This window comes from Paenochrobactrum pullorum (genome assembly GCF_041929845.1).
In the GTDB taxonomy this organism is placed as follows: Bacteria; Pseudomonadota; Alphaproteobacteria; order Rhizobiales; family Rhizobiaceae; genus Paenochrobactrum; species Paenochrobactrum pullorum.
This window is the reverse complement of the sequence record NZ_JBHEEH010000003.1, coordinates 96,362-119,764: the sequence shown is the minus strand read 5'-3', so window position 1 is coordinate 119,764 and position 23,403 is coordinate 96,362. Positions and strand designations below refer to the sequence as shown.

At 49.5% G+C, this 23,403-nt stretch carries 19 protein-coding genes; all 19 read right to left on the bottom strand.

What is annotated here, in order from left to right; translation table 11 throughout:
• Nucleotides 1-432: 432 nt before the first annotated feature.
• The 19 genes from JNC77_RS08250 to JNC77_RS08160 all read right to left on the bottom strand — a co-directional run bounded on the left by JNC77_RS08250 (nucleotide 433) and on the right by JNC77_RS08160 (nucleotide 23,207).
• Nucleotides 433-1,218 carry an ABC transporter ATP-binding protein gene (locus JNC77_RS08250; protein ID WP_374831346.1) on the bottom strand — a complete coding sequence of 262 codons (786 nt, stop codon included), beginning with the start codon at nucleotides 1,216-1,218 and terminating at the stop codon, nucleotides 433-435.
• 6 nt (nucleotides 1,219-1,224) lie between these two features.
• Nucleotides 1,225-2,244, bottom strand: a complete 1,020-nt coding sequence (locus tag JNC77_RS08245) for a FecCD family ABC transporter permease (RefSeq protein ID WP_374831344.1) — start codon at nucleotides 2,242-2,244, stop codon at nucleotides 1,225-1,227.
• On the bottom strand, nucleotides 2,241-3,236 hold the full coding sequence (locus JNC77_RS08240; protein WP_374831342.1) for a FecCD family ABC transporter permease: 996 nt from the start codon (nucleotides 3,234-3,236) through the stop codon (nucleotides 2,241-2,243). Before JNC77_RS08240 ends, JNC77_RS08245 begins: the two co-directional genes overlap by 4 nt.
• Nucleotides 3,237-3,271: 35 nt before the next feature.
• Nucleotides 3,272-4,240, bottom strand: a complete 969-nt coding sequence (locus tag JNC77_RS08235; protein ID WP_374831340.1) for an ABC transporter substrate-binding protein — start codon at nucleotides 4,238-4,240, stop codon at nucleotides 3,272-3,274.
• A 16-nt stretch (nucleotides 4,241-4,256) separates the two neighbouring features.
• Nucleotides 4,257-5,660: an MATE family efflux transporter gene (locus JNC77_RS08230; protein WP_374831338.1), complete on the bottom strand. Its 1,404-nt coding sequence runs from the start codon at nucleotides 5,658-5,660 to the stop codon at nucleotides 4,257-4,259.
• Nucleotides 5,650-6,732, bottom strand: coding sequence for a PLP-dependent cysteine synthase family protein (locus JNC77_RS08225; RefSeq protein ID WP_374831336.1), 1,083 nt, complete (start codon nucleotides 6,730-6,732; stop codon nucleotides 5,650-5,652). The genes JNC77_RS08230 and JNC77_RS08225 overlap by 11 nt, the downstream gene beginning before the upstream one ends.
• Nucleotides 6,729-7,535, bottom strand: coding sequence for a type III PLP-dependent enzyme domain-containing protein (locus JNC77_RS08220; RefSeq protein ID WP_374831334.1), 807 nt, complete (start codon nucleotides 7,533-7,535; stop codon nucleotides 6,729-6,731). Before JNC77_RS08220 ends, JNC77_RS08225 begins: the two co-directional genes overlap by 4 nt.
• Nucleotides 7,424-8,062: a type III PLP-dependent enzyme domain-containing protein gene (locus tag JNC77_RS08215; RefSeq protein ID WP_374831332.1), complete on the bottom strand. Its 639-nt coding sequence runs from the start codon at nucleotides 8,060-8,062 to the stop codon at nucleotides 7,424-7,426. Before JNC77_RS08215 ends, JNC77_RS08220 begins: the two co-directional genes overlap by 112 nt.
• Nucleotides 8,053-9,048 carry an ornithine cyclodeaminase gene (locus JNC77_RS08210; protein ID WP_374831330.1) on the bottom strand — a complete coding sequence of 332 codons (996 nt, stop codon included), beginning with the start codon at nucleotides 9,046-9,048 and terminating at the stop codon, nucleotides 8,053-8,055. The genes JNC77_RS08215 and JNC77_RS08210 overlap by 10 nt, the downstream gene beginning before the upstream one ends.
• Before the next feature lie 42 nt (nucleotides 9,049-9,090).
• Entirely contained in the window at nucleotides 9,091-9,489 is a 399-nt protein-coding gene (locus JNC77_RS08205; RefSeq protein WP_374831328.1) for a ParB N-terminal domain-containing protein, read from the bottom strand.
• Nucleotides 9,490-9,685: 196 nt separating this feature from the next.
• Nucleotides 9,686-10,441: a YrbL family protein gene (locus tag JNC77_RS08200; RefSeq protein ID WP_374831326.1), complete on the bottom strand. Its 756-nt coding sequence runs from the start codon at nucleotides 10,439-10,441 to the stop codon at nucleotides 9,686-9,688.
• 226 nt (nucleotides 10,442-10,667) lie between these two features.
• Nucleotides 10,668-12,185: a thymidine phosphorylase family protein gene (locus tag JNC77_RS08195; protein WP_374831324.1), complete on the bottom strand. Its 1,518-nt coding sequence runs from the start codon at nucleotides 12,183-12,185 to the stop codon at nucleotides 10,668-10,670.
• Nucleotides 12,182-13,543 (bottom strand): MBL fold metallo-hydrolase RNA specificity domain-containing protein, encoded by a 1,362-nt coding sequence (locus JNC77_RS08190; protein ID WP_445482847.1) that lies wholly within the window; start codon nucleotides 13,541-13,543, stop codon nucleotides 12,182-12,184. The genes JNC77_RS08195 and JNC77_RS08190 overlap by 4 nt, the downstream gene beginning before the upstream one ends.
• Nucleotides 13,540-14,481: a ribose-phosphate pyrophosphokinase gene (locus JNC77_RS08185; RefSeq protein WP_374831322.1), complete on the bottom strand. Its 942-nt coding sequence runs from the start codon at nucleotides 14,479-14,481 to the stop codon at nucleotides 13,540-13,542. The genes JNC77_RS08190 and JNC77_RS08185 overlap by 4 nt, the downstream gene beginning before the upstream one ends.
• Nucleotides 14,482-14,575: 94 nt before the next feature.
• Nucleotides 14,576-16,966 (bottom strand): phosphoketolase family protein, encoded by a 2,391-nt coding sequence (locus JNC77_RS08180; protein ID WP_374831320.1) that lies wholly within the window; start codon nucleotides 16,964-16,966, stop codon nucleotides 14,576-14,578.
• 16 nt (nucleotides 16,967-16,982) lie between these two features.
• Nucleotides 16,983-18,167: an acetate/propionate family kinase gene (locus tag JNC77_RS08175; protein WP_374831318.1), complete on the bottom strand. Its 1,185-nt coding sequence runs from the start codon at nucleotides 18,165-18,167 to the stop codon at nucleotides 16,983-16,985.
• 60 nt (nucleotides 18,168-18,227) lie between these two features.
• Entirely contained in the window at nucleotides 18,228-19,340 is a 1,113-nt protein-coding gene (locus JNC77_RS08170; RefSeq protein WP_374831316.1) for an ABC transporter permease, read from the bottom strand.
• A 1-nt stretch (nucleotide 19,341) separates the two neighbouring features.
• Entirely contained in the window at nucleotides 19,342-22,131 is a 2,790-nt protein-coding gene (gene rbbA, locus JNC77_RS08165) for a ribosome-associated ATPase/putative transporter RbbA (protein WP_374831314.1), read from the bottom strand.
• Entirely contained in the window at nucleotides 22,128-23,207 is a 1,080-nt protein-coding gene (locus JNC77_RS08160) for an HlyD family secretion protein (protein WP_374831312.1), read from the bottom strand. The genes rbbA and JNC77_RS08160 overlap by 4 nt, the downstream gene beginning before the upstream one ends.
• Between the last annotated feature and the right edge of the window lie 196 nt (nucleotides 23,208-23,403).

The following is a 23,403-nucleotide window of genomic DNA, read 5'->3' as shown; positions in this document are numbered from 1 at the left end:
TTGGGAGTAATGGTTTTTTTCATTTCTTCCTTACAAGATCAGTTAATGCTAAAGGCTGTGCTTTTTGTAATAAACATTGACTGACAGCCCCGCTATGGATGTGGGGCTGTCATAATGGGTAAAATTGACTAGAGGCAAATCGGAATTAAAATTTGGAAACCTTGGGTGCATTTGTCCAGACAATCTTTATTCGTTCCGCATGTCAAAGCGTAAGCTGAACCAGAACTCATGACAGCCATTACGATAATTGCAGAGGCTACGAACTTTTTCATAAAATGATCCTTTCTTAAAAAAATCAACTATATGGCTTGATTATATTAGATTTTTATTCGTGACCAATTCCAATTATGAGGGGGCAGATATTAGTTGCGATTGAACAAGATAAGGGTGAGCATAGCTTGGCCGAGCTTATCGTTTTTTAAATCAATGATTTCATTTACTTGTTAACCACTCAATATCAAAATGCGGTGGGGCATCTGTTCTGAGCGACACAAATTGACCTTTGACACGGAAGGTTTTTTCAATCAGTCCACTTTGCGCCAAAATATCTGCTGTGCCGTTAAAAATCTGCTTGCCTCCGTCAAGCAACACAATGCGGTCGCAGATTGCCATTGCTTGATTGATATCGTGGATAGATATTAAAATTGTGGTGCCGTATTCACGGCTTAATTGATAAACCAGATCAAGCACTTCGGCCTGATAACCGATATCCAGAAAACTCGTCGGTTCATCCAGCAACAGAATTTCGGCTTCCTGTGCTATGGCAGCGGCAATCCATGCCCTTTGCCGTTCACCACCTGAAAGCTCGTTTAAAAAGCGTTCGCCATAGCCGCTCAATCCTGTGCTGTGCAAGGCCCATTCAATGGCTTCTTCGTCGCTTTTTTTATAAGAGCGCAACAAGCCGACATGGGCAAAACGTCCTTGCCGCACCAATTGGCAGACGCGCATTTCATCGGGTGCGAGTGGCTGTTGAGGCAAAAAAGCAAGTTTGCGCGCAAGCAGTCGCCGCGACATGGACTGAACAGGATAATTATCTAAAAAACTTTTGCCTTGTGTGGGGGGGATTAAACCGGCAATCGCTTGGAGAGCCGTGCTTTTTCCTGAACCATTGGGGCCGATAAGTGTACATATTTCTCCCCTTTTTAGCTGCAAATTGAAAGCATTCAGGGCTTTTCGGGTTTTATAGTGAATGGACAGATGATCACAGATTAATTGCATGATATCTCACGGGATTTTGCGCAGTAAAACAATGAAAATCGGAGCCCCGAAAAAAGCGGACATGACACCCACCGGAATATCATCAGCCTGACCGATCAGGCGCCCGGCAAGATCGCTAAGCGTCATGGTGATCATGCCGAGAAAAATGGTGAGGGGTAATATGAATTGTCCGCTTTTGCGGCTTAAAAAGCGGGCAAGATGGGGCACAACCAACCCGATAAAACTAATTGGTCCGACCGTGCCAACAGCACTGGCCGCCATCAGACAAGCAAACGCCAACACGATTGTGAAGTGTTTTTGATAGGGAAGACCGAAGGATGCGGCACTTAGCGGATCAAATTGTAATAAGTTGAGCGGGCGGCGTATGAAAATTAAGGCACAAAGGCCGATGATTGTATAAGGCAAGAGATAGCGTACATGCTCCCAACTGCGGGCATAGAGGCTGCCGGTCAGCCACTCCAGCATGATTTCCATGCGGTTTGAGCCCCATCCGGCAATCATGCCGATAGCGAGCGCATGCAGAACGGCACCCACTGCAATGCCGCATAAAGTGAGACGCAAGGGGGATAACTCTGCATGGCTACCAAGATAATAAATGATGAGGCCGGCCAACAAGCCGCCGCCAAGACCGATTGTCGGCAAATATTCAAGCGGCAGAGCGGGTAATGCAGCGGAACCATGATACTCTTGCGACATGGCCAGCAGCAAAAACAGGCTGACAGCAAAAGTTGCACCTTGCGAAATACCCATAATGGAGGGATCGGCCAGTGGATTGCGGGTGATGTTTTGCAAAATTAATCCGGCGACAGCGAGATGGATGCCGGCTAATGCGCCTGTAATGATGCGCGGTAGTCTGATGTCCCAAATAATGGAATGCGTGTTTGCAGAACCATTGCCGGTAATTGCGCTCCATACATCAATCAAAGGAATATCGGCAACCCCTAGAAAAACAGCCAGCAGTGGTGTCAGAATTGCTGCCAGCCCCCAAAATAAAAGCAGCCATAAAGGATTATTTTGCTGTTTCACCGGCAATTTCCTTGTGATGAAACAGAGCGTTTTTGAGCCAGATAGATAAAGACGGGCCCGCCTGTCAAAGCGGTGACAATACTGACTGGCAGTTCCTGCGGGACAGCAATTGTGCGCGCAATAATATCGGCCAGAGACACCATGTTGCCGCCGAGAAAAAAGCATAGAAGAATAGTTTGGGTTTGGTTGTTTCTGCTTAAGAGGCGGGCAATATGAGGTGCCGCCAGCCCGACAAAAGCTACAGGCCCTGCAACCGGCGCAATGCCTGCAACAGGCAATACGGCTAAAAGCAGCAGAAAAGGTTTCCAAATATTTGTTTGCAAACCCATGCCGGCAGCCACCTGCTCAGGAAGTGACAACAGGCTTAAAATTCGTTGGCAGCAACATATGCCGCATAACGCAATGATGACCCAAGGCAGCATATAGAGTAATTGCGGCCATGAGCGCCCTTGCAAGCCACCGGTGAGCCAAAATAATAAAGAAGGCACTTGTGCCCCGCTTGCCAGGATAATGTAGGTGATGACCGCATTTAAAAAGAGTGAGACACTGATGCCGCCAAGAGCCAGATGCAAGGGATGCTCGTTGCCGCCACGAGCGATCAGCAAAGTAATGCTGGCAGCTGCCAAGCCGCCGATCATGCCGATAAACGGGTAATAAATGGATGAAATAGCGGGCAAATAGACAAAACAAAATACGATCGGCGTTATCGCGCCGGCGCTTACGCCGGTTAAACCGGGACCTGCCAGTGGATTGCGGGTAAGCGCTTGCAAGATATAACCCGAAAGCGCCAATCCCGCACCGGCGAAAAATGCCGCCAGAGAGCGCGGCAGACGCAATTTCCAGACCAGAATGGATTCCACATGACCATCCGGCCGGTTCAGAACCGGCCATAATTGCTGTAAGCTTAACGATCGCGTCCCAACCATCAAACCGGCGGTGATGATGATCAGGCTAAAGGTAGCCAGCAGCAAAAAGACTGCGCATAGTTGCATATGCGCATGTCCTGTTTTTGGGGCGAGAGCGGACATTATGATCCGTCTTTGGCCGGCATCAATTTGGCGGCTTCTTCTTTCACATCAATGGCGGGAAATGTATCCGGGTAGAGATAATGAGCTGCTTCCCGCAAAACTATTTCACGGGCAATAGGCCCGTTTGTTTCCACCCAATGATCGCCGACATAATAAACACGGTGGTTTTTGACGGCAGAAAGCTGGTTCCAGATCGGGTTGTTTTCATGCGGACGGTCAGGGCCGCTATCATAGACAAAGATCACTTCCGGATCCTTTTCCAGCATGGTTTCAAGGCTGACTTCCTCGCCAAATTTACCGCTTGTAGTCATAGGTCCCAATATATTATCACCGCCAAGAGCGGCCACAATTGAAGCGGCTGTGTTTTCAGTATGGAAGGAAAAAGGCGTATCACCCGCCCACATAATTTGAAAACGCGGATGTTTGTCTTTTGGTGCTTTCGCCACAAATTCTTGCAAATGGGCTTTAAAATTGGCGTTTAATTCTTCGCCGCGCGGCTGTTTGCCAAAGAGGGTGGCGAGATCGTTTACTTCTTTATAGCTCTCGTCGAGCAGTTCCATATTATAGGCGATGTAAGGTGCAATTTTTTCAAATTGGGCAGCATTGGCCACTGTGTAACGGCGCATGGCGACAATCACGTCCGGTTTTGCTTGCGAGAGCAATTCCAGATTGGGCTTTGCCCGTTGGCCAATTTGCGGGATATCTTTGGTTTTGCCCATCAGATATTCCGGTTCACGGCCTTTTTCCATATAAGTGGTAGCAACAGGCTGGATGCCCAAAGCAAAAGCAATATCGACGCCAAGATATGAAACGGCGGCAAGGCGTTCAGGTTGGCGCCTAAAAGTGATATTGACGCCGCGATCATCGGTAATGGTCACCGGCCTTTCAATATTGGCATGGGCGGCAGTGGCAACAACAATGCTTGTTATGGCAGCGAGAGCAAGTGGGGATAAGTTTTTAAATATCATTTGATTAAAATCCTGCTTAAATAAACGATGAAATAGTGGTTGGAAATGTTTTCATTTCTTGTAATTGTCGTGAAAATTGCCACCACAGTAACAGGCTGGTGACGCCGAAACTGAGGCATAAACCGCCCCAGATGCCATAGGCACCCCACAGGGTCAGATGGTTGCTCATAAACATGACAGGAATGCCGACCAGCCAATAACCGATCATGGTTTTGGTCAATCCCGCGCGTGTGTTGCCAAGGCCGCGCATTAGCCCGATGCAGATATTTTGCGAGTCTTTTAAAAACTGATGTGCGATGGCAAACCATAATAAAACAGCAGCATAACCAAAAACTGCAGGATTTTGATCAGGCTTTATAAATGGCTGCAAGACGGCTTGCGGGATAAAAATATAAATCAGTGCGATGAGCGTCATCGTGCTGAAACTGAGGATAAAACTGCGTTTGGCAATTGCGCTTAACGTATCAATATTACCTTGCGCGAAGGTGCGGCTGACCAGAATGGATGAACCATGAGAAAGGCCGATATTGAATTGATAAACAATATAAGCAAGTTGGTTGACGATGTTGGAAGCCGCCAATGCTATTGGCCCGAATGTGCCGATCAAAACCGTGGCAATAGATGTGATTGCCGCTTCCGAACCATAAGTTAAAGAAATGGGTAGTCCCATACGGGCTATTTTGACAAGCGATGCCCATGTCGCGCGGCATGGATTAAACGCCAGTAAAGGGCATAATTGTTTATCGCAGCTGATGATGCGCCAATAAATCAGAAAATTTGTTAATTGCACCAATGTGGTGGAAAGACCGATACCGGCAAGCCCCAGTTTGGGCATGCCCAATAGTCCGAAAATAAAGATCAGATTGAGCGATGCATTGATGATAACGCTAATAAGCGTCACCATCATCAATGATCCGGCGCGGCGCATGCCTACGGCAAATTGGCGCAAAACATTAAGCCACAACATCGGGATCAGACCGGGTGCAAGCGTGAGCATGATGGGCAGGGCGAGGGCGGCAATATCTTCTTCCTGCCCCAACAGGTTCAAACACATGCCTAGTCCCACCATCAGCAGGGCGGCAATTGCGGCGGTCAGTGTTGCCAGCAGCATGGAACTGCGCAATAAGTTTTGCACGGCATCAGCCGTTGGCTCGTCGAGACTATGTGCGCCTGATTGATTTTCACCACGCCCGACAGTGGCTGCAATCATATTGCCGACACTTGTCACCATGCCGACACTCATGGTGCGCAACTGATTATATAAAAGTAGCGCCAGACCACCGGCCGCCACCTGATGGATGCCTAAAAAACCCATCATGAACAGATCGGTGCTGGTGAGCGCCACTTGTGCAAATTGGATGCCGATAATCGGTGCAGCAATGTTCAGTATGTCGACATAGGGGCGAAATTTAGCACGCATGGAACTTTCGCTTATCTACCGGCACATTTTTTGCTGGGAGCTTGAGGGATGCCTGATAGGAATCCAAAAGCTGATGCAGCCGTTGCTCTGTTTGTTTGTCGAGAAGATTTCGCTGGCGCAGCCAGTCATCATTATAAAAACTGTCGAGATATTTTTCGCCCGCATCGCATACAAGCACTACCATTGTGCTTTCAGGTTCAATCAAATGGAGACGTTGTAAAGCGACATGAATTGCCGCTCCGGCCGTGCCGCCGACAAGGAGACCAGTGCGCCTTGCAACGACACGTGCGGCCGCAAACGCATCCAGATCGCTGACGCGCAAACCTATATCAATCAAGCTGCGATCCAGATTGCTGCCAATGGTAAAACCATGCGGTGCACCGGCACCACTTTGCCAGTATTTGTCCGGCTTACCGCCGAAAATTATCGAGCCTTTCGGTTCAACGCCGATGCTGGTGACATGCGAACCAAGATGGCGTAACTCCTTGACCGTACCGCATAAAGTGCCGCCCGTTCCTACCGCGCCCACCAGATAATCAACCTCGGTGCCGACATCACGTAATAATTCTGCCGCCAACCCTTTATAGCCCAGATTATTATCTGGATTATAGTGCTGATCCGGCCAGAATGCGCCTGTTTTCTCGGCAATTTCATATGCCTTCTGCCGTCGCTCCACGGTGCTGGGACCGCCCTTGGTGCTTTTGACAAAGACAAGTTCGGCACCCATTGCCTGCATGGCACGCAATTTATCGGGCGCGGCATGATCATCAACTATGGCGGTAAATTTATAACTGCGTTCAATGGCAATAAGGGCAAGGCCACTGCCGGTATTGCCCGAAGTGGGCTCGACAATATGGCCGCCTGCTTGCAGCTTGCCGTCACGTTCGGCACCAATAATCATTTCGCGCGCCATGCGTATTTTGCACGAGCCGGTCGGGTTTATTTGTTCCAATTTCAGCAGCAGACGGCTGCCTGTACCGGTGCGGGCAAGTTCCAGCATTGGAGTATTGCCGATCAGCTCACTAGCCGCGCTCGCAATGGGATGTAAGATTTGCGTATTGAGCAGGTTCATTCGTCAATACTCCACTCGAGATTATTTTCATTTTGCCAGACGATAATTTTCGGCGGTAGGGCAAGCTGATGAAATGTGCTTTCATTCTTGTCCATCTGATAACCGGCCGTGTTGGGATAGATAATCAGGTCGCCATAGCGAGGACGGGCGGGAAAGCTTAATTTACGCCAGCTCAACATGTCATATTCCATGCAGCTGGAGCCGCCGATGCAAGCAAGCACCGGCTTTTGTTCGCGTTCTGCGCCGCGTTGCACCAGATATGGATCGGGCAAAAATTCGCTTGCCTTCCATTGTTCGGAAAGGCTCATGCTCAGACCTGCAACGGTAATGATACCGTGCGCATCATTTTGTTTGAAACCCTGCACCGGAAACACACTTAAACCTGCACCATCAAGCAATGCGCGCCCCGGCTCCACCAATAGGCTGATATCTGTTTGATTGAGAGCCTGGCTTAAATGATGTTCACTATCACTGCTTTGCAAAATTTCATCCAGCATTGCAGCGCCAGTTGGTGCTTGGTGATAGGGATAAAATTTTGCAAAGCTTTTATGCCCGTGAAATTGGCCGGGATTTAAATTGGCCTGAAAACTATCCCAATGATCTTCAGTCGTGTAAGCACAGGCAAAGCCGCCACCGATGGAAATGGAATGGGCCGCGAGTCCGATTTGGCGCGCTGCAAGACATTCCCCGATCAGGTGAAAAGTGAGTGCTGCCCGCGAGCCAACCTCATAGCCATCGAGATGGAAAGAAAAACCTTCCATGGTGACGAGATGGCGATTGTCAGCACATTTTTGCAACGCCATTTGTAAATCAGTGGGATTAAGCCCGAAGCGGCTGTCAGGAAATTCCGGTGGCAGAACACGCAATAATATCCGCATGGGTTGCGTGACTTCTGCGATTGCAATAGCCGTTCCAACTCGTCCAAGGCGTCAATGGCAACAAGCGCACCATGCTGGTTGGCAAGGCGCAGGAGATCATTGCTTTTTGCAGCCCCCGTGACGCCGATATGGTTGCCTTTAATACCGCAAGCTAAAGCGTGGGCAAATTCCGGAAGACTGGCAACATCTGCAAAACCATTAAAAAGTGCTGCAACTTTCAGCCAGATAGCAGCTTTATTGGCCTTTTTTGCGTAAAAAACGTGCCCCTTGACCTGATGTTTTTGTAAAATATCTTCAAAGTCGTTGAGATTATGGGCAAAAGTTTCCGGCTCGACGAGATGGAAAGGCCCTTCTATTGTATCAGCAATCTGCGTGATAAAACCGCTATTTTGCAAAACTTTCTGCATCCATGGTTGTTCAATTGCCGGCAGGCTGGAAAGGGTCACGTCCATAGCTCGATCCTCGTTCCACGTCCTGCCGCAATGGCGCAGGTGGCAAGCGCATGTGCCACCGGAATATCGGTGATGATCATGCCGCTGCTGAAAGCAAAAACACGGTCGGTGGGGGAGGTGCGGCCGGGTTTGCGACCGGTGATAATATCGTGCAGTTCCGCATCAATTTTAATAATGCCGTCCGCTCCGGCCAATCTTTTGCCGGTAACACCCATTTGCACTTGATTGGTGGCAACGGCATAATCTGCTTGATGCAGAGAGCCGCTTGCAACGCCTTTGCTGGCAACGGATATCAGCAAGCCACCAGGTTTCATCCATTGGGTTTGAATTTTGGGGTGTGCAGCGCGCCCGGATGCAGCAACCACAATATCCGATTGGGTAACCGCATCGGGTACATCTTTGACAAGCTCAATTTCGCGGTCAGGGAAATAACGGGCAAAAGTTTCAAAGGTCGCCGTAATTCCATCCGGATGTGTGCCGAAAAGACGTAGATGCTTCAAAGAGGGCAAAGCTGTCAGTAAATAGGGCAGGGTATTGATCCCTTGTGCGCCGGTGCCGACCATTAGTGCCGATTGCGGATTTTCAATCGCACAATATTTGGCTATAATAGCAGTGGTGGCCGGCGTTCTGGAACCGCCAACGCGGTGACAATCCATCAATGCAAAAGGCATACCGGTTGTGTCATCGTAGAGACTGATGGTGGTATAATATTTATCGGCATTGTCATTGCCCTGCCGATAAGAAGTTTTGAAACCCAATTGTTGCAGCACGCCATCATAGCCAATCATGGAATAAGAGACGGAATCGCGCTTGATATCGGGCAGTGGCATCATCAGCTTGGTCGGACAGCGCGATTTATCTTGCGCGTAATAAACATAGGCATTTTCGACCAGTTGAATAACATCGGCAGGTGCCAGTTCAATATCCGCCAAATCTTGACGGGATAAAATATGCAGGGCGGGTGTCAATAAATATTGTTTTGACATGTACATGTCTTTCAAATTAAATTTTAAATAAAAGGCACGCGATTACTTTTGTAATTCATGTAAAGGAATGTCGCAGGCAGGCAGCGGTTCTTTAAAAATATGGCGGGTGGTTTTATAAGGGAACTTTTTGCCGTTTTGCGCCTTTTCTATAATCAGCTGCGGTGTGACGATTTCACCGTCGCGCCATGCACAGACATCGACTTTGTCATAATCCAGCAAAACCACCGGCATACGCGCTAATTTGAGCCTTTTGGCAATGCTGAGACGGTGATGGCCATCCATGACAAACATGGCATGCTTATGCACAGAGACCGGTATTTTCCAGCGACCGCAGGCTTTGATGTGCTTTTCGAGTTCCAGCGCGTGGAGTTCGTTTATTTCTTCGGTTGGTATTAATCTGTTTGGTTCAATGAGAATATAGTTTTGCTTACAAAGCCCCATACGTATCTCCGTAAGGCATTGGTATTTCAAATGAATTCTGTTTTTAATAATAAATTAAAATAAGCTAATATTCATAAAAGTCAATAATAATATGAATATAAAACTCAAGTTATTGTTGCTCCCAATTAAATGCCAATAAAAAAGCTGGAGTATATTATACTCCAGCCTATTCTTACTCTTAATGCTGTCGGTTATTCTAGCCGTCAAACAAAGTCCCATCGGAAATGTCGATACCAAAGGCAGTGCCGGCAAAGACAAGAAGGCAGATAAGAGCTTTTTTCTTGATGGTAGCTTCCAGAAAATGTACCGAAACCTGTCGGTAAATATCACTCGCAATTTGTTTTTTATTGAGCTGGTTCAATCGTGAAAACCAGGCACGCAACGGCACGAATGTTTTGTCACCGATACCGTCGATCAAAACCATAGAGCGTGATTTTTCATCGTAGACAATATTGTCGAGATGGACATCTGTTGCTACGATTTTACTGCGGACGAACCATTTGAGAAAATCATTCAAGGCAGAATGGCATTTATTATCATATTTCCCTTGCGTGATAATTTCACGCAAGGTCATCGCCAGCTGGCCGTTTTCACGGCATACTGCCTGCACTATAATACCGTTTCCTTGCGGGGTTTGGGCAACGCTGACAAAATTCTGCAAATGCTGGTTGGTCAGATTACCCTCATCGGCCACACGTTTATATTCGCGCACTTCACGCATTAGCGGAATTGTTTGTTTATAATAGCTTCTCATCCGCACCATCAATTTCCATTTTTTGAAAAATCGGCGCGGTGAGGGGGCTTTTTTCTGAACTTTTAATAATAATGGCGGTTCATGCGGAATGGCATAAACATTACGCGAACGCCCGGCAGCGATCGGCTGTTTTGAAACATGAACATTGCTCAAAAGATAGGTTGAGTGACTGGTTTTTGAAATTGGTGATAACAACATTTGACTGCCGGATTTTTTTGGAGCTTTTTAAAGCCACATTATGGCTAGTATGAATGGATGATATCCGGCCTGAAAATAACACCGATCATCTATTTAATTATTGCATTTTAATGCTGTTTTTACAAGAAATTATATAAGTAATAACGAAGATTTGATCTTTCATCTTTATTTGCGTGGAACAAGCCAACCCGAGCGCACATCTCGTGATTGGCTTGTTATTTAATGATTAAATTGGCTGAATATCTACCAGTGTTTGAGCATTCTGCGCAAACTCTACCGCATAGGCCAGCTCGCCCGGTGCCGTTGCGTAAATTTTAAACAGACTTTGCCCTTTAGTAACCTTATCGCCAAGGCGCACATCCATATAAATGCCCGCTCCTGTAGCGCGTGGCGCACCGGCAAGCTTGGCGACACGTGCCAAATTGCGATTGTCGATATTGCTGACAATGCCGTCAAAAGTTGCGGTGACCGTGTAGACATGATCGCCGGATTCAGGGATTTGTAACCCGCCTTGTGCGATGCAGATATCGCGGAATTTGGCCCATGCACGACCATCGGCAATAGTTTCAAGCGCCAGCGCTGTGCCTTGTCCTTTTTCCGCAACGCCGCCGATTTCCAATGCGAGACCGGCAAGCACCGCCGCGCGTTCACGCAAGTCCTGCGGTGCGTTTTCTTCATTGCGAAGCACTGCCAGCACATCCAGCGCTTCGAGTGCAGGACCGATGCCTCTGCCCACGGGCTGTGTGCCGTCGGTATAGACGCAGGCAATCTTCAGGCCGAATTCCTCGCCCACAGTTGTCAGAAGTCCGCCGAGCTGGTCAGCAGCTTCGATGCTTCTCACCTTTGCAGTCGGGCCGATCGGGATATCGATCACCACATGGGTGGAACCGGCAGCCACTTTTTTTGATAAGACGGAAGCTACCAGCTGTCCTTCGGTATCAATATCAAGATCACGCTCGACACGGATAAAAACATCATCGGCAGGGCTAAGCTGCACCGCGCCGCCCCATGCCATACAGCCGCCTTGTTCGCGCACAACCTTTTTCAGCTTTTCGAGTTCCAGATCCACCGGCGTCATGGTTTCCATCGTATCTGCCGTACCGGCAGGGGAGGTGATGGCACGTGATGAGGTTTTGGGCATTGTCAGCCCGTGTGCGGTGACAATTGCCACCACGAGCGGCGTAGTGCGGTTGCCGGGCAGACCGCCGACACAATGCTTGTCGAGCACAATATCTTTGTTCCAGTCCAACCGCTCACCGGCACCAATCATGGCTTTGGTCAGATAGATGGTTTCTTGCGTATCAAGCGGCGGCGTGGCGCTGGCGGTTAGAAAGGCTGCCAAATGCACATCGGTGTAGCGGCGCGCCACCACATCACTGATAATGGCGCTGATGCCTTCGTAATCAAAGCGATTACCATAGATGCGGCTGCGAATATAAGAAAGCGAAGTGAGCGCAGGCGGGTGGCTTACTTCCACTTCGTCGCCTTCCTCGACGCCTAATAAATCCCATGCCGTTTGTGACAGGCCGATTGTATCGAGTGCGAGCAAGTCGCTGTCGATTTGCAACAATTCGGCATAGACAGAGCGGTCTCCGGCATTGACCTGAATATGCGAGCGGGAAGAAAGACCAGCTGAATGACAGGCAGGACAATCGGTTCTCATGATGACAACGGCTTGATCATGGGTGAAAAGCCCTAAACGGCGGGCTTTCAATGGAGGATGATCACAATGAACAACACTCATAATTTAAATTCCTGATCCTGACGCGGCACAATGCTTTCCCAACCGAGTTTGCGTCCGATATGAATGCGCAAAGCTTCGGATGCATCAGGCTCGCCATGAACAATGAAAGTTTTCTTTGGGGGAATGCGGAAACCTGAGAGCCAGCGGATCAGCTCATTGGCATCAGCATGGCCGGAAAGCGTATCAATTTGTGCAACTTCCGCATTGACCGGCACCCACATGCCATGAATTTTCAGCTCTTTTGCACCTTCACGCAACGCACGCCCACGTGTACCGGCAGCCTGAAAACCAGCCAGCAAAATGGTGTTTTTCATATCCGGAGCATAATTTTTTAAATGGTGCAAAATGCGCCCGCCGGTTGCCATACCAGAGGCAGAAATCACCACTTTCGGGTATGGATTGTTGTTGATAGCTTTTGAATCTTCTACATCTTCCGTATAGCGGGCAATCTTATAAGCTTCACGCGCTTCATCCGGTGAGAGCTTGTGATCCTGCATATGCTTGCTCATCAATGTGGTTGCATCAATGGCCATCGGACTATCCAGAAAAATCGGAACCGTGCTCAGGCGTCCGGCTTGTTTCAGCTTCCAGAAATAATATAACAGCTCTTGTGCACGGCCAACCGCAAAGGACGGGATCACTAATGTGCCGCCGCGCTGAACCGTTTTTTCGGTGATCGCGCCTAATGCTTCTGCCGGATCGGCATGGTCGTGCAGACGATTGCCATAGGTGGATTCAACCACCACATAATCAGCCTCTTCAGGCGTGATCGGATCAGGCATCAATGGATGATTATAGCGACCAATATCACCGGAGAAAACCACGCGCTTTCCTGCCCAGTCGATTTGCACATTGGCAGCGCCCAATATGTGACCGGCATAGCGGAAACGAAAGTGCAGATCATCGAGAATTGTGATCGTCTGGTCAAATTCAACGCGCGAAAAATGGCCCAATGCATTTTCTGCATCACGTGCATCATAAAGCGGCAGGGCAGGCGTATGTTTGGTGAGTTTGTGCCGGTTGAGAAAATCGGCATCTTTTTCCTGCAAATGACCGCTGTCTTTTAGAATGAGCTCGGCAACATCGCGCGTGGCGGAAGTGGAATAAATCTTGCCGCGAAAACCTTGCTTAACCAAACGGGGCAGATAGCCGCTATGATCAAGATGGGCGTGGGTTAAAATCACCGCATCAATATCGCGCGCAGCAATGCTTAAATTTTCCCAGTTCTGCTCGCGCAGGTTTTTCAAGCCTTGGAACAAACCGCAATCAATCAGCACATTATGCTTGCCGTTGGAAAGCAGATGTTTGGAACCGGTAACCGTACCGGCAGCTCCTAATGATTTGAGTGTCAGCATCATGCGCTCTTTCCTGCTTTGGCAGTTTCAACAGCATTGGCGGCAGCAAAATAATTGATACCTTCAACCAGCAATTCAGCGACAGATATGCCGTTGCTGCTATGCGGTACGCAATCGGTCGAAACAACTTTTTCGGCAATGGCACTTAAACGCTCAAAAGCATCATCGGCAAAAAGGCCGTGCACCACCACACAAACAGGCTTGGCAAGACCTTGGGTTTGCAGTTGCTTGGCGGCTTCCACCATGGTGCGGCCGGAAGAGGCGATATCATCCACCAGCACCGGTGTGCGGTCTTTCCATTGGGAAAGGTCACCCATGTGGATTTCCACATTGCGGTCACCATAGCGGGTTTTGCGTAAAACTGTGAAAGGCGCGCCGGCGAGCTCGCCGATTTCGCTCACCCATTGTTCGCTTTCTTCATCAGGTCCAATCAGCAGTGGTTTTTCGATATTTTGGCTGATCCATTTGGCCAGTACCGGAGCGGATGCCAGATGCCGTGCCGGAATAGTGTAAATTTCCGACAAGGAATGATAGCGGTGCAGATGTGGATCAATGGTTAGTAAACTGTCGAATGAAGAAGAAACCAACCGCGCAAATGTGCGTGATGTAATGGCTTCGCCTGATTTGAAACGGATATCCTGACGCATATAGGCCAGATATGGTGTCACCAGATTGACGGAGCGCGAATTGAACTCACGCGCGGCATCGGCGGCAAAAACAACGGCCAGAAAATTATCATTGGGATGAGCGAGTGTGCAGATCAGATCAACATCGCGCCCCTCGACATTATCGAGAAAACGAACATAGCTTTCACCATCAGGAAAATGGCGGGTTTCCAGCGAGCCAAGTTGGTAATCACCGGCAGCAGCAATAGCGGCAGCCAGTTCTTCATTGCCGGGTAGCGGAATAATCAAACGTTTCTCAACCGAGTTTAAAGCCATGTTAGCTCATCCGTTTATTGTTGTTTTTAAGATATCAGGGAAATGAATTCAGGTTCGGAGCGGACAGACATGCCCGCTCCGTTGTTTGAAAAAATCACGCCTGAGCCTTGCGGGTATAAGGCCATTTCCAGTCACGCACTTCCGGCATATCTTCGCCGTTCTCGCGCACATAATCATGATGCTTTTGCAGCTTCTCATTGAGTGTGGCGATCAGCGGTTCGGCAATGTCGGCAGCAAGCGGCAGACGTTTGAGCGCTTCAATAGCCAAATGATAACGGTCAAGCTCATTCATCACCGCCATATCGAAAGGCGTTGTTGTCGTGCCTTTTTCGATAAAACCACGCACATGGAAGTTTGGATGGTTGGTGCGCTTATAAACCAGACGGTGGATCAGATAAGGATAGCCGTGATAGGCAAAAATCACCGGACGGTCAGCTGTGAAAAGCGCATCAAATTTACTGTCGTCAATGCCGTGCGGATGATGCTGTGGTGATTGCAGCGCCAACAGGTCAACAATATTGACAACGCGAATGCGTAAATTCGGCAGTGCTTCACGCAAGATCGCGGTGGCAGCCAATGTTTCCATTGTCGGCACATCACCGGCACAAGCCATCACCAGATCCGGCTCCATGCCGTCTTCACTGCCTGCCCAATCCCATTTTCCAAGACCGGCTTCACAATGTTTTTCAGCTTCATCAATGGTCAGCCATTGCGGGGAAGGCTGCTTGCCGGCCACAATCACATTGACGCGGTTCCAAGTTTTGAGACAGTGATCGCCTACGAAGAGTAGCGTATTGGCATCCGGCGGGAAATAAACGCGGACAATATCGGCGCTCTTATTGGCGACCAGATCGACAAAACCGGGATCCTGATGTGAAAAGCCGTTGTGATCCTGACGCCAGACATGGGAGGTCAGCAAATAGTTGAGCGATGCGACCGGCTTGCGCCATGGCAATTCGCGTGCCACTTGCAACCATTTGGCATGCTGATTGAACATGGAATCCACAATATGGATAAAGGCTTCATAGCAAGAGAAGAAACCGTGACGACCGGTCAGCAGATAGCCTTCCAGCCAGCCCTGACACAGATGCTCGCTCAAAACTTCCATCACGCGGCCATCGGCGGTCAGATGGTCGTCGCTGTCTAAAGTTTCAGCCATCCAGACGCGGTCGGTTGCTTCAAAAACACTGCCCAGACGATTGGAAGCGGTTTCATCAGGCCCGAAGACGCGGAAGTTTTTATCCTCATCATTAAGCCGGATGACATCGCGCAGATAATCACCGAGAATTTTGGTGGTTTGTTCTTCTACAGCGCCCGGCTCTGTGACCATAACCGCATAGTCACGCACATCCGGTGTTTTCAACTCTTTGCGCAGCAAACCACCATTGGAATGGGGGATGGCGCTCATGCGCTTTTCGCCTTCCGGTGCCAGTGCGCGCAGCTCCGGTTTCAGTTTGCCGTTTTCCTCAAACAAATCTTCCGGATCGTAGCTGCGCATCCAGTCTTCAAGAATTTTGCGATGTGCATCATCCGCACGGCAATTGGCCACTGGTACCTGATGGGAGCGCCAATGATTTTCCACCATTTTGCCGTCAACTACTTTTGGGCCGGTCCAGCCTTTCGGGCTACGCAGGATAATCATCGGCCAGCGCGGGCGCTCGGGAGAGTTAACATCAGCCTGATCTTTAATGGCTTTGATACGATCAAAAGCTTTATCAAAAGTGGCCGCCATCAGTTGGTGCATTTTTTCCGGTTCATGACCTTCCACAAAAAACGGTTCATAACCATAACCGGTAAAAAGACTGTGCAGCTCTTCATCCGACATACGTGCAAGCACGGTCGGATTAGCAATTTTATAGCCGTTGAGATGCAGGATTGGCAGTACTGCACCGTCACGCTTCGGGTTCAAAAACTTGTTGGAGTGCCATGCGGTTGCCAGCGGGCCGGTTTCGGCTTCACCATCACCGACAACGCAGGCAACCACCAGATCAGGATTGTCAAAAGCTGCGCCATAAGCATGCACCAGTGCATAGCCAAGTTCACCGCCTTCATGAATGGAGCCCGGTGTTTCGGGTGCCACGTGGCTTGGAATACCACCCGGAAAGGAGAACTGGCGGAAAAGCTTTTGCATACCGTCGACATCTTCGGTGATGTCGGGATAGGTTTCGCTATAGGTGCCTTCCAGATAGGTGTTGGCCACCATGCCCGGGCCACCATGGCCGGGGCCGCAGACATAAAGCACGTCTTTATTGCGCTCTTTGATGATGCGGTTGAGATGCACGTAGATGAAATTCAAGCCAGGCGTGGTACCCCAATGGCCAAGCAGACGCGGCTTGACATGTTCGGGCTTCAATGGCTCGCGCAACATTGGATTTTGCATCAGATAAATCTGGCCGACGGAAAGATAATTGGCGGCGCGCCAATAACGGTCGGTTAGTTTTAACTGTTCGGGTGAAAGAGGCTGGGTGCCAGTCTGATCAGTCATTCCGGAATTCCTTAACCTATTGGGAGGATTGGTTTAAAATAGTGAGGGTTTCAGCGGCAATCACTTGCTCTTCATCAGTTGCGAGCATGAAAGCCGCGATTTTGCTTGCTTGTTTGCTGATGCGAAATGCGTTGTTATTATTGGCTGCATCATCCAGCTCGAGCCCAAGCCATTGTAATTTTTGGGCAATGAGGGCGCGGATTTCCGGCTGATGTTCGCCGATACCGGCGGTAAAAATAATGGCATCCAGCCCGCCAAGACTGCTGGCATGACGACAGATTTCACCGGCAATGCGGGTGGTGAAAAGATCAATTGCTTGGCTTGCCTCAGTAGCATCACTTGCCAGCAGCTCACGGCAATCACCGCTGATACCGGAAACACCAAGCAGGCCGGAGCGGTGATAAAGCATATCTGTCAAGGCATCGGCGCTCATATTCTGCTGGCTCAACAGATGCAGCAAAACACCTGCATCAATATTGCCGCAGCGTGTGGCCATCGGAATGCCGTCAAGCGTTGAAAAGCTCATGCTGGTATCAACACTTTTTCGCTGATCGAGCGCACAAAGGCTGGCACCGCTGCCAAGATGGGCAACAACAATTTTTTGCGCACTTAAATCCGGCTCAAGCTTGCTGAAATTTTTTGCAATGGACTGATAGGAAAGTCCATGAAAACCATAGCGTTTAATGCCTTGATCATGCATGGCGCGTGGAAGTGCAAAACGGCGGATGACATCCGGCATGGTGCGGTGAAAGGCTGTGTCGAATGATGCTGATTGCAAAATATCAGGAAAAAGTTTGGCGATCGCTTTGATCAGCGCCAGACTTTTGGGCTGATGCAAAGGTGCATAGGCGGAGAGTTCATCAATGGCCTGAATTGAGTGCTCGTCAATCAGCACAGGCCCCTCAAAAATATCGCCACCATGCACAACACGATGTCCGATTGCTTTGATACGGGTCAGGTCAATATGAGCTGAAAGCTTATCAAACACCTCGCCGAGGACATCGACAATATCGGCCGATACTTGCGATTGCAGTTGCAAATCCAGCCGTTCCTTGCCGCGCTCCATGTGAAAATTCAACGGAGACGCGGCAAAATCAATGCCTGCTTTCGCGGATTTTTGTAAAGACGAGCCATCACGTTCAAAACTGCCGATTTTCACGGTCGATGACCCTGTATTGAATGTGAGGATTAAATCATTCATTCCAAGTCCTTTCGTAATCGGCAGGTTTGCAGTTGTGACAGGCAAGTCAGTTACGCGCAATCACCTCAAGAAGTTGCGGAACCGCTTTAGTGCAAAGAAGAACAGCACCGAACCAATTGCCATAAGGGCCAGAAATTGTGGCCAGACTACGCTTAAACCCGCACCCCGAAACAGGATCGATTGCGCAAGAATGACAAAGTGGGTGTTTGGCGCGGCGAGCATGATGTTTTGGATGATTTCCGGCATACTTTCACGCGGTGTCATCGCACCCGATAAAACCTGCAAAGGCAACAGAACCAGCACAATCAGCAGCCCGAATTGCGGCATTGAACCGGCAATGGTTGCCAGATAAATGCCAAGGCTTGTGGTTGCGAAAAGTTGCAGGGCAACGCCGAACAAGAACAACACAAGCGAGCCATTGACCGGCACAGCCAATATGCCTTCAACGACAAAAACCAGTGACAATGCGGTTGCAACGAGCACGACGAGCCCCATCGACCACACCTTGCTGATCATGATCTCAACGGGCGTGACAGGCATGACCAGAAGATGCTCGATCGTGCCGTGTTCGCGCTCACGGATGAGGGCAGCACCTGTCAAAATAATCGACAGCATGGTAACGGATGCGATCACGTTGGTGACGGCACCAAACCAGCCTTTGTTCAGTTCTTCATTGAAACGTGAGCGCATATTTTGCTCGACCGGCATTTTGGTGCCGCCGCGATAACGATCCAGAAATTCGCTCACTTCATTGGTGACAATGGTTTGGACATAACGTCCGCCACTGAAAGCCTGACTCATGCGTGTTGCGTCAATATTGAGCTGGATAGTCGGATTGCGGCCAGCCAGCAAATCCCGTTGGAAGCTTGGCGGAATATTGAGCGCAAATGTATCAAGTCCTGAATCCATGCGCTTGTCCATCTCATAGGTCGAGATGAGTTTGGGCGGCACAAAATATGGCGGATAAAATGCCGTGGTAATGCGTCCCGATATCGGCGATTGGTCTTCGTCAACAATTGCGATGGCAGCATTGTTGAGATTTTCCGGCATCGCCTTGGAAGCCGTGTAAATGGCGAGCGAAAACGCGTAGACAATCAGAATAATCAGCATCGGATCGCGGGCAAGCCCGCGCAGTTCCTTGATGCCGAGACGGAATATATTGGAAATCCTCATCTCACCGCGCCTGTTTCTTGAGCAGAATAATACCCAATACCATCAATACCGGAATGGTTATCAGCAACATCATGAACGGTAGCCCCAGATCGGAGAAGCTAAGCGCTTTCGAGAATGTACCACGGGAAATGATGGTGAAATAGGTGGTTGGATAAAGCTGGCCGATAATGGCACCGGCACCTTGCAGCGACGACACCGGATCAATGATGCCGGAATATTGGACAGCAGGAATGAGCGTCATCAAAGCTGTGCCAAAAATGGCTGCGATCTGGCTGTTCATAAAGGTGGAAATCACCAGCCCCATAGCTGTTGTGATAATCACATAAAGAAGAGCTGCCGTTGCATAGGTGAGGAAACTACCGGTGAAACGCACCTGAAAAATGAAAATTGCAAATGCCGTCAGCATCAGGAAGTTGAAGAAAGCCAGCCCGATATAAGGCAATTGCTTGCCGACCAGAAACTCGAATTTCGTCACCGGTGTGACATAGAAATTGATGATGGAACCAAGTTCTTTTTCACGCACCACACTCAACACCGAAAGCATCGACGGAATAACCAGCAGCAGCAGCGGAATGACCGCTGGCACCATCGCCACCAGACTTTGCACATCCGGATTATAGCGATAGCGGATTTCCATATTGAAGCTGGTGAGCGCTGTGGTGTTACCGTAAAGCTCGCGGGCTTTTTGCGACAGCCAGTTCAGATGTGTGCCTTGCACATAGCCCTGAATTGTTTCCGCACGCACCGGCATTGCTCCATCAATCCATGCGCCCACTTCGACAGGGCGGCCATGCTCGATGTTGCGGCCGAAATTTGGCGGAATTTCAATTGCCAGACTGATCTCGCCATTGCGCATCCGTTTGTCCAGATCGTCATAATCAAGGATCGGCGCTTTTTCGATGAAATAACGTGAACCAGAGAATTGGCGCACATAATCGCGGCTGATAGTGGTGTCGTCACGGTCGATCACTGCGAAACTGAGATTATTCACGTCCAGATTGATGCCGTAGCCAATCACAAACATCAAAATCACGCTGCCGAGCATTGCCAGTGTGGCGCGGATCGGGTCACGACGCAGTTCCAGTGTTTCGCGACGCGTATAAGCAAACATACGCCGCAAGTCCGGCATCCAGCTGGATGAAGGTGCCGGCAGTTCTCTTACCGGTTTCACCGGCTCGCGGCTCACTGTTTCATCTGCCTTATGCACGGGTTGGGGCGCAGGCGCTGTTTCGCCGATCGCATCTTCCAGATAGCCGATGAAGGCTTCCTCCAATGTTTCGGCAGAACGGCTGGCGGTAATGGCGGCAGGTGTGTCGCTGATCAGCACTTTACCGGCATGCATCAGCGATATGCGATCGCACAATTCAGCTTCATTCATGAAGTGGGTAGAGACGAAAATTGTTACATTATCTTTGCGCGACAGATCGGCCAGTATTTGCCAGAATGCATCGCGTGCTACCGGATCAACACCGGAGGTTGGTTCGTCAAGGATCAAAATATCCGGCTGATGAATAAGCGCTACTGCCAATGACAGACGCTGGCGGATACCAAGCGGCATATCGTCAGGATAAATATCCATCATATCGCTCAAATCGAAACGATCTGCCAATTCGGCAATACGTTCTTTAGTGCGCGCTTCCTCCATCCCGAATAATTTGGCATGAAGCTCCAGATTTTGATGGACAGTTAATTCCGAATAGAGAGAAAAAGCTTGCGACATATAGCCGACGCGGCGGCGTATATCGATATTCTTGGTATCGACTTCACGGCCAAAGAGACGTGCAATACCTTCACTTGCAGGCAGCAAGCCGGTCAGCACTTTCATGGTGGTGGATTTACCGCAACCATTGGAGCCAAGAAATCCGAAAATTTCGCCACGGGGAATACGGAAACTGACATCACTAACCGCGGTGAATTTACCAAAGCGTACGGTGACATGTTCGGCTTCAATGGCAATGTCGGTGATGGATTCATCACGCGGCGGGATAACCACTTTATGGTGGTCGCGGCGTAATTCTTCCGGCAACAGCGCAATAAAGGCTTCATCCACATTTGCGGTGCCTGTCTGCTGCATCAACTCCTTCGGGGTGCCGCTGGCAAGAATTTGTCCGTCATTCATTGCAACCAGCCAGTCGAAACGCTCGGCTTCTTCCATATAGGCGGTTGCAACGATCACGCTCATACCGGGGCGGTCTTTGCGGATATCGTCGATCAATTCCCAGAACTGGCGGCGCGAAAGAGGGTCAACACCGGTGGTCGGTTCATCAAGGATCAACAGATCAGGATCATGGATCAGTGAGCAGCAAAGGCTCGTCTTTTGCTTCATTCCGCCGGAAAGTTTGCCGGCCGGACGATCAGCAAAAGGCGACATGCCGGTACGCGCCAAAAGATCGGCGATGCGGCGTTCACGCTCATGCTTGTTATGGCCGAAAAGTCTGCCGAAAAATTCGATATTTTCAAAAACCGAGAGGGTTGGGTAAAGGTTCTTACCTAAGCCCTGTGGCATATAAGCAATGCGCGGAAAAGCCTGCTGGCGATGGCGTTTATCGGCAATATCGCCATCCAGCACATTAATGTGGCCTTCCTGCATGATGCGCGCGCCTGCAATCAGCGACAGCAGACTGGATTTTCCCACACCGTCAGGTCCGATGAGGCCGATCATGCGACCGGCAGGAATATCGAGTGTCAGGTCACGCAAAGCCTGCTTGTCGCCATAAGACAAGCTGACATTTTGAATGCGGACGACCGGTTTGTCATCCGCCACATTACCGCTCGCCAATGCGCTGTTCATTTTACTGTTTCCGCAAGGTGGTCTGGCCATTTGGCATCAGGATTCAGCTGGACATAAACGGTACCGGGTAGACCTGTTTTAACCATTTGAATATGCTTTTGCAGTAAGTCTTGCGGGATTTTAGCCTTAACACGGAACACGAGTTTCTGGCGTTCCTCTTCGGTTTCCACTGATTTTGGCGTGAATTGTGCCACATCGGCAACAAAGCTGATTTTGGCCGGAATGACATATTGCGGTGCTGCATCAAGCACGATACGCGCATCTGCACCGATTGCCACCTGACCGGCCTGTGCAGTCGGCAGGAAGAATGTCATGTAAACATCACTTAAATCGACCAGATTAAGCACGCGACCACCGGCAGAAATTACTTCGCCTGGCTGTGCTACCCGATATTGAACACGACCCGGTTTTGGCGCTTTTAGTGTTGCATCATCAATTTCGACGCTGATGCTGGTGATAGCGGCTTTTGCCGCATCAACGGCGGCTTCAGCATCAATCACTTGCGCTTTGGCAGCATTAATGCCTGCATCTGTTGCTGCAAGCTGTGCTTTGGCAGCACTAACCGCGGCTTCAGCACCACGCGTATTGGCGCGGTCATCATCGAGGATTTGCTGCGATACGGTGCGGCTTTCGCTTAGCTGCTGCGAACGGGTTAAGCGGCGTTGGGCTGCATCCAGTTGCGCTTCACGCTGAGCAATAATGGCTGCCGCCGCTTTTTGCTCGGCTTCGCGCTGCGCTACGAGGCTGCGGGCAGTTTCGATACCGATTTCAGCACGACGCAACTGCGCTTCAGCCTGACGGCGCTGACTTTCGGCCTGATCCGTATCCATACGGGCGAGAATGTCGCCTTCATTTACGAAATCGCCTTCATCAGCCATGATTTCGCGGATACGCCCGGGGCTTTTGGTGGAAATGTCGATTTCAACGGCTTCAATGCGACCATTACCGGAAGCAATACCTGCTGGCAAACCGCCATTGTTTAGTTTTTGCCATGCGTAATAACCGCCGACTGCGACGAGGGCTAAGATTACAACAAGAGTATATTTATTATACTTGCCTGATTCTTTTTTTGACATTGACTGCGCCTGATTATTGCGAAACTTTCTTAGCTGAGTGTGACATTAATCAAGCTCGGTCATTGATTTTAGTCAATGCTAAATATTTCTTTTGGTAAACTAGGAAATATTCATACCATTCGAATATTTGTTTTATTTCAGCGTTTTCACGAAGATTTGATTTGAATGGCAGTGATAAAACTTACAATTCATCTTA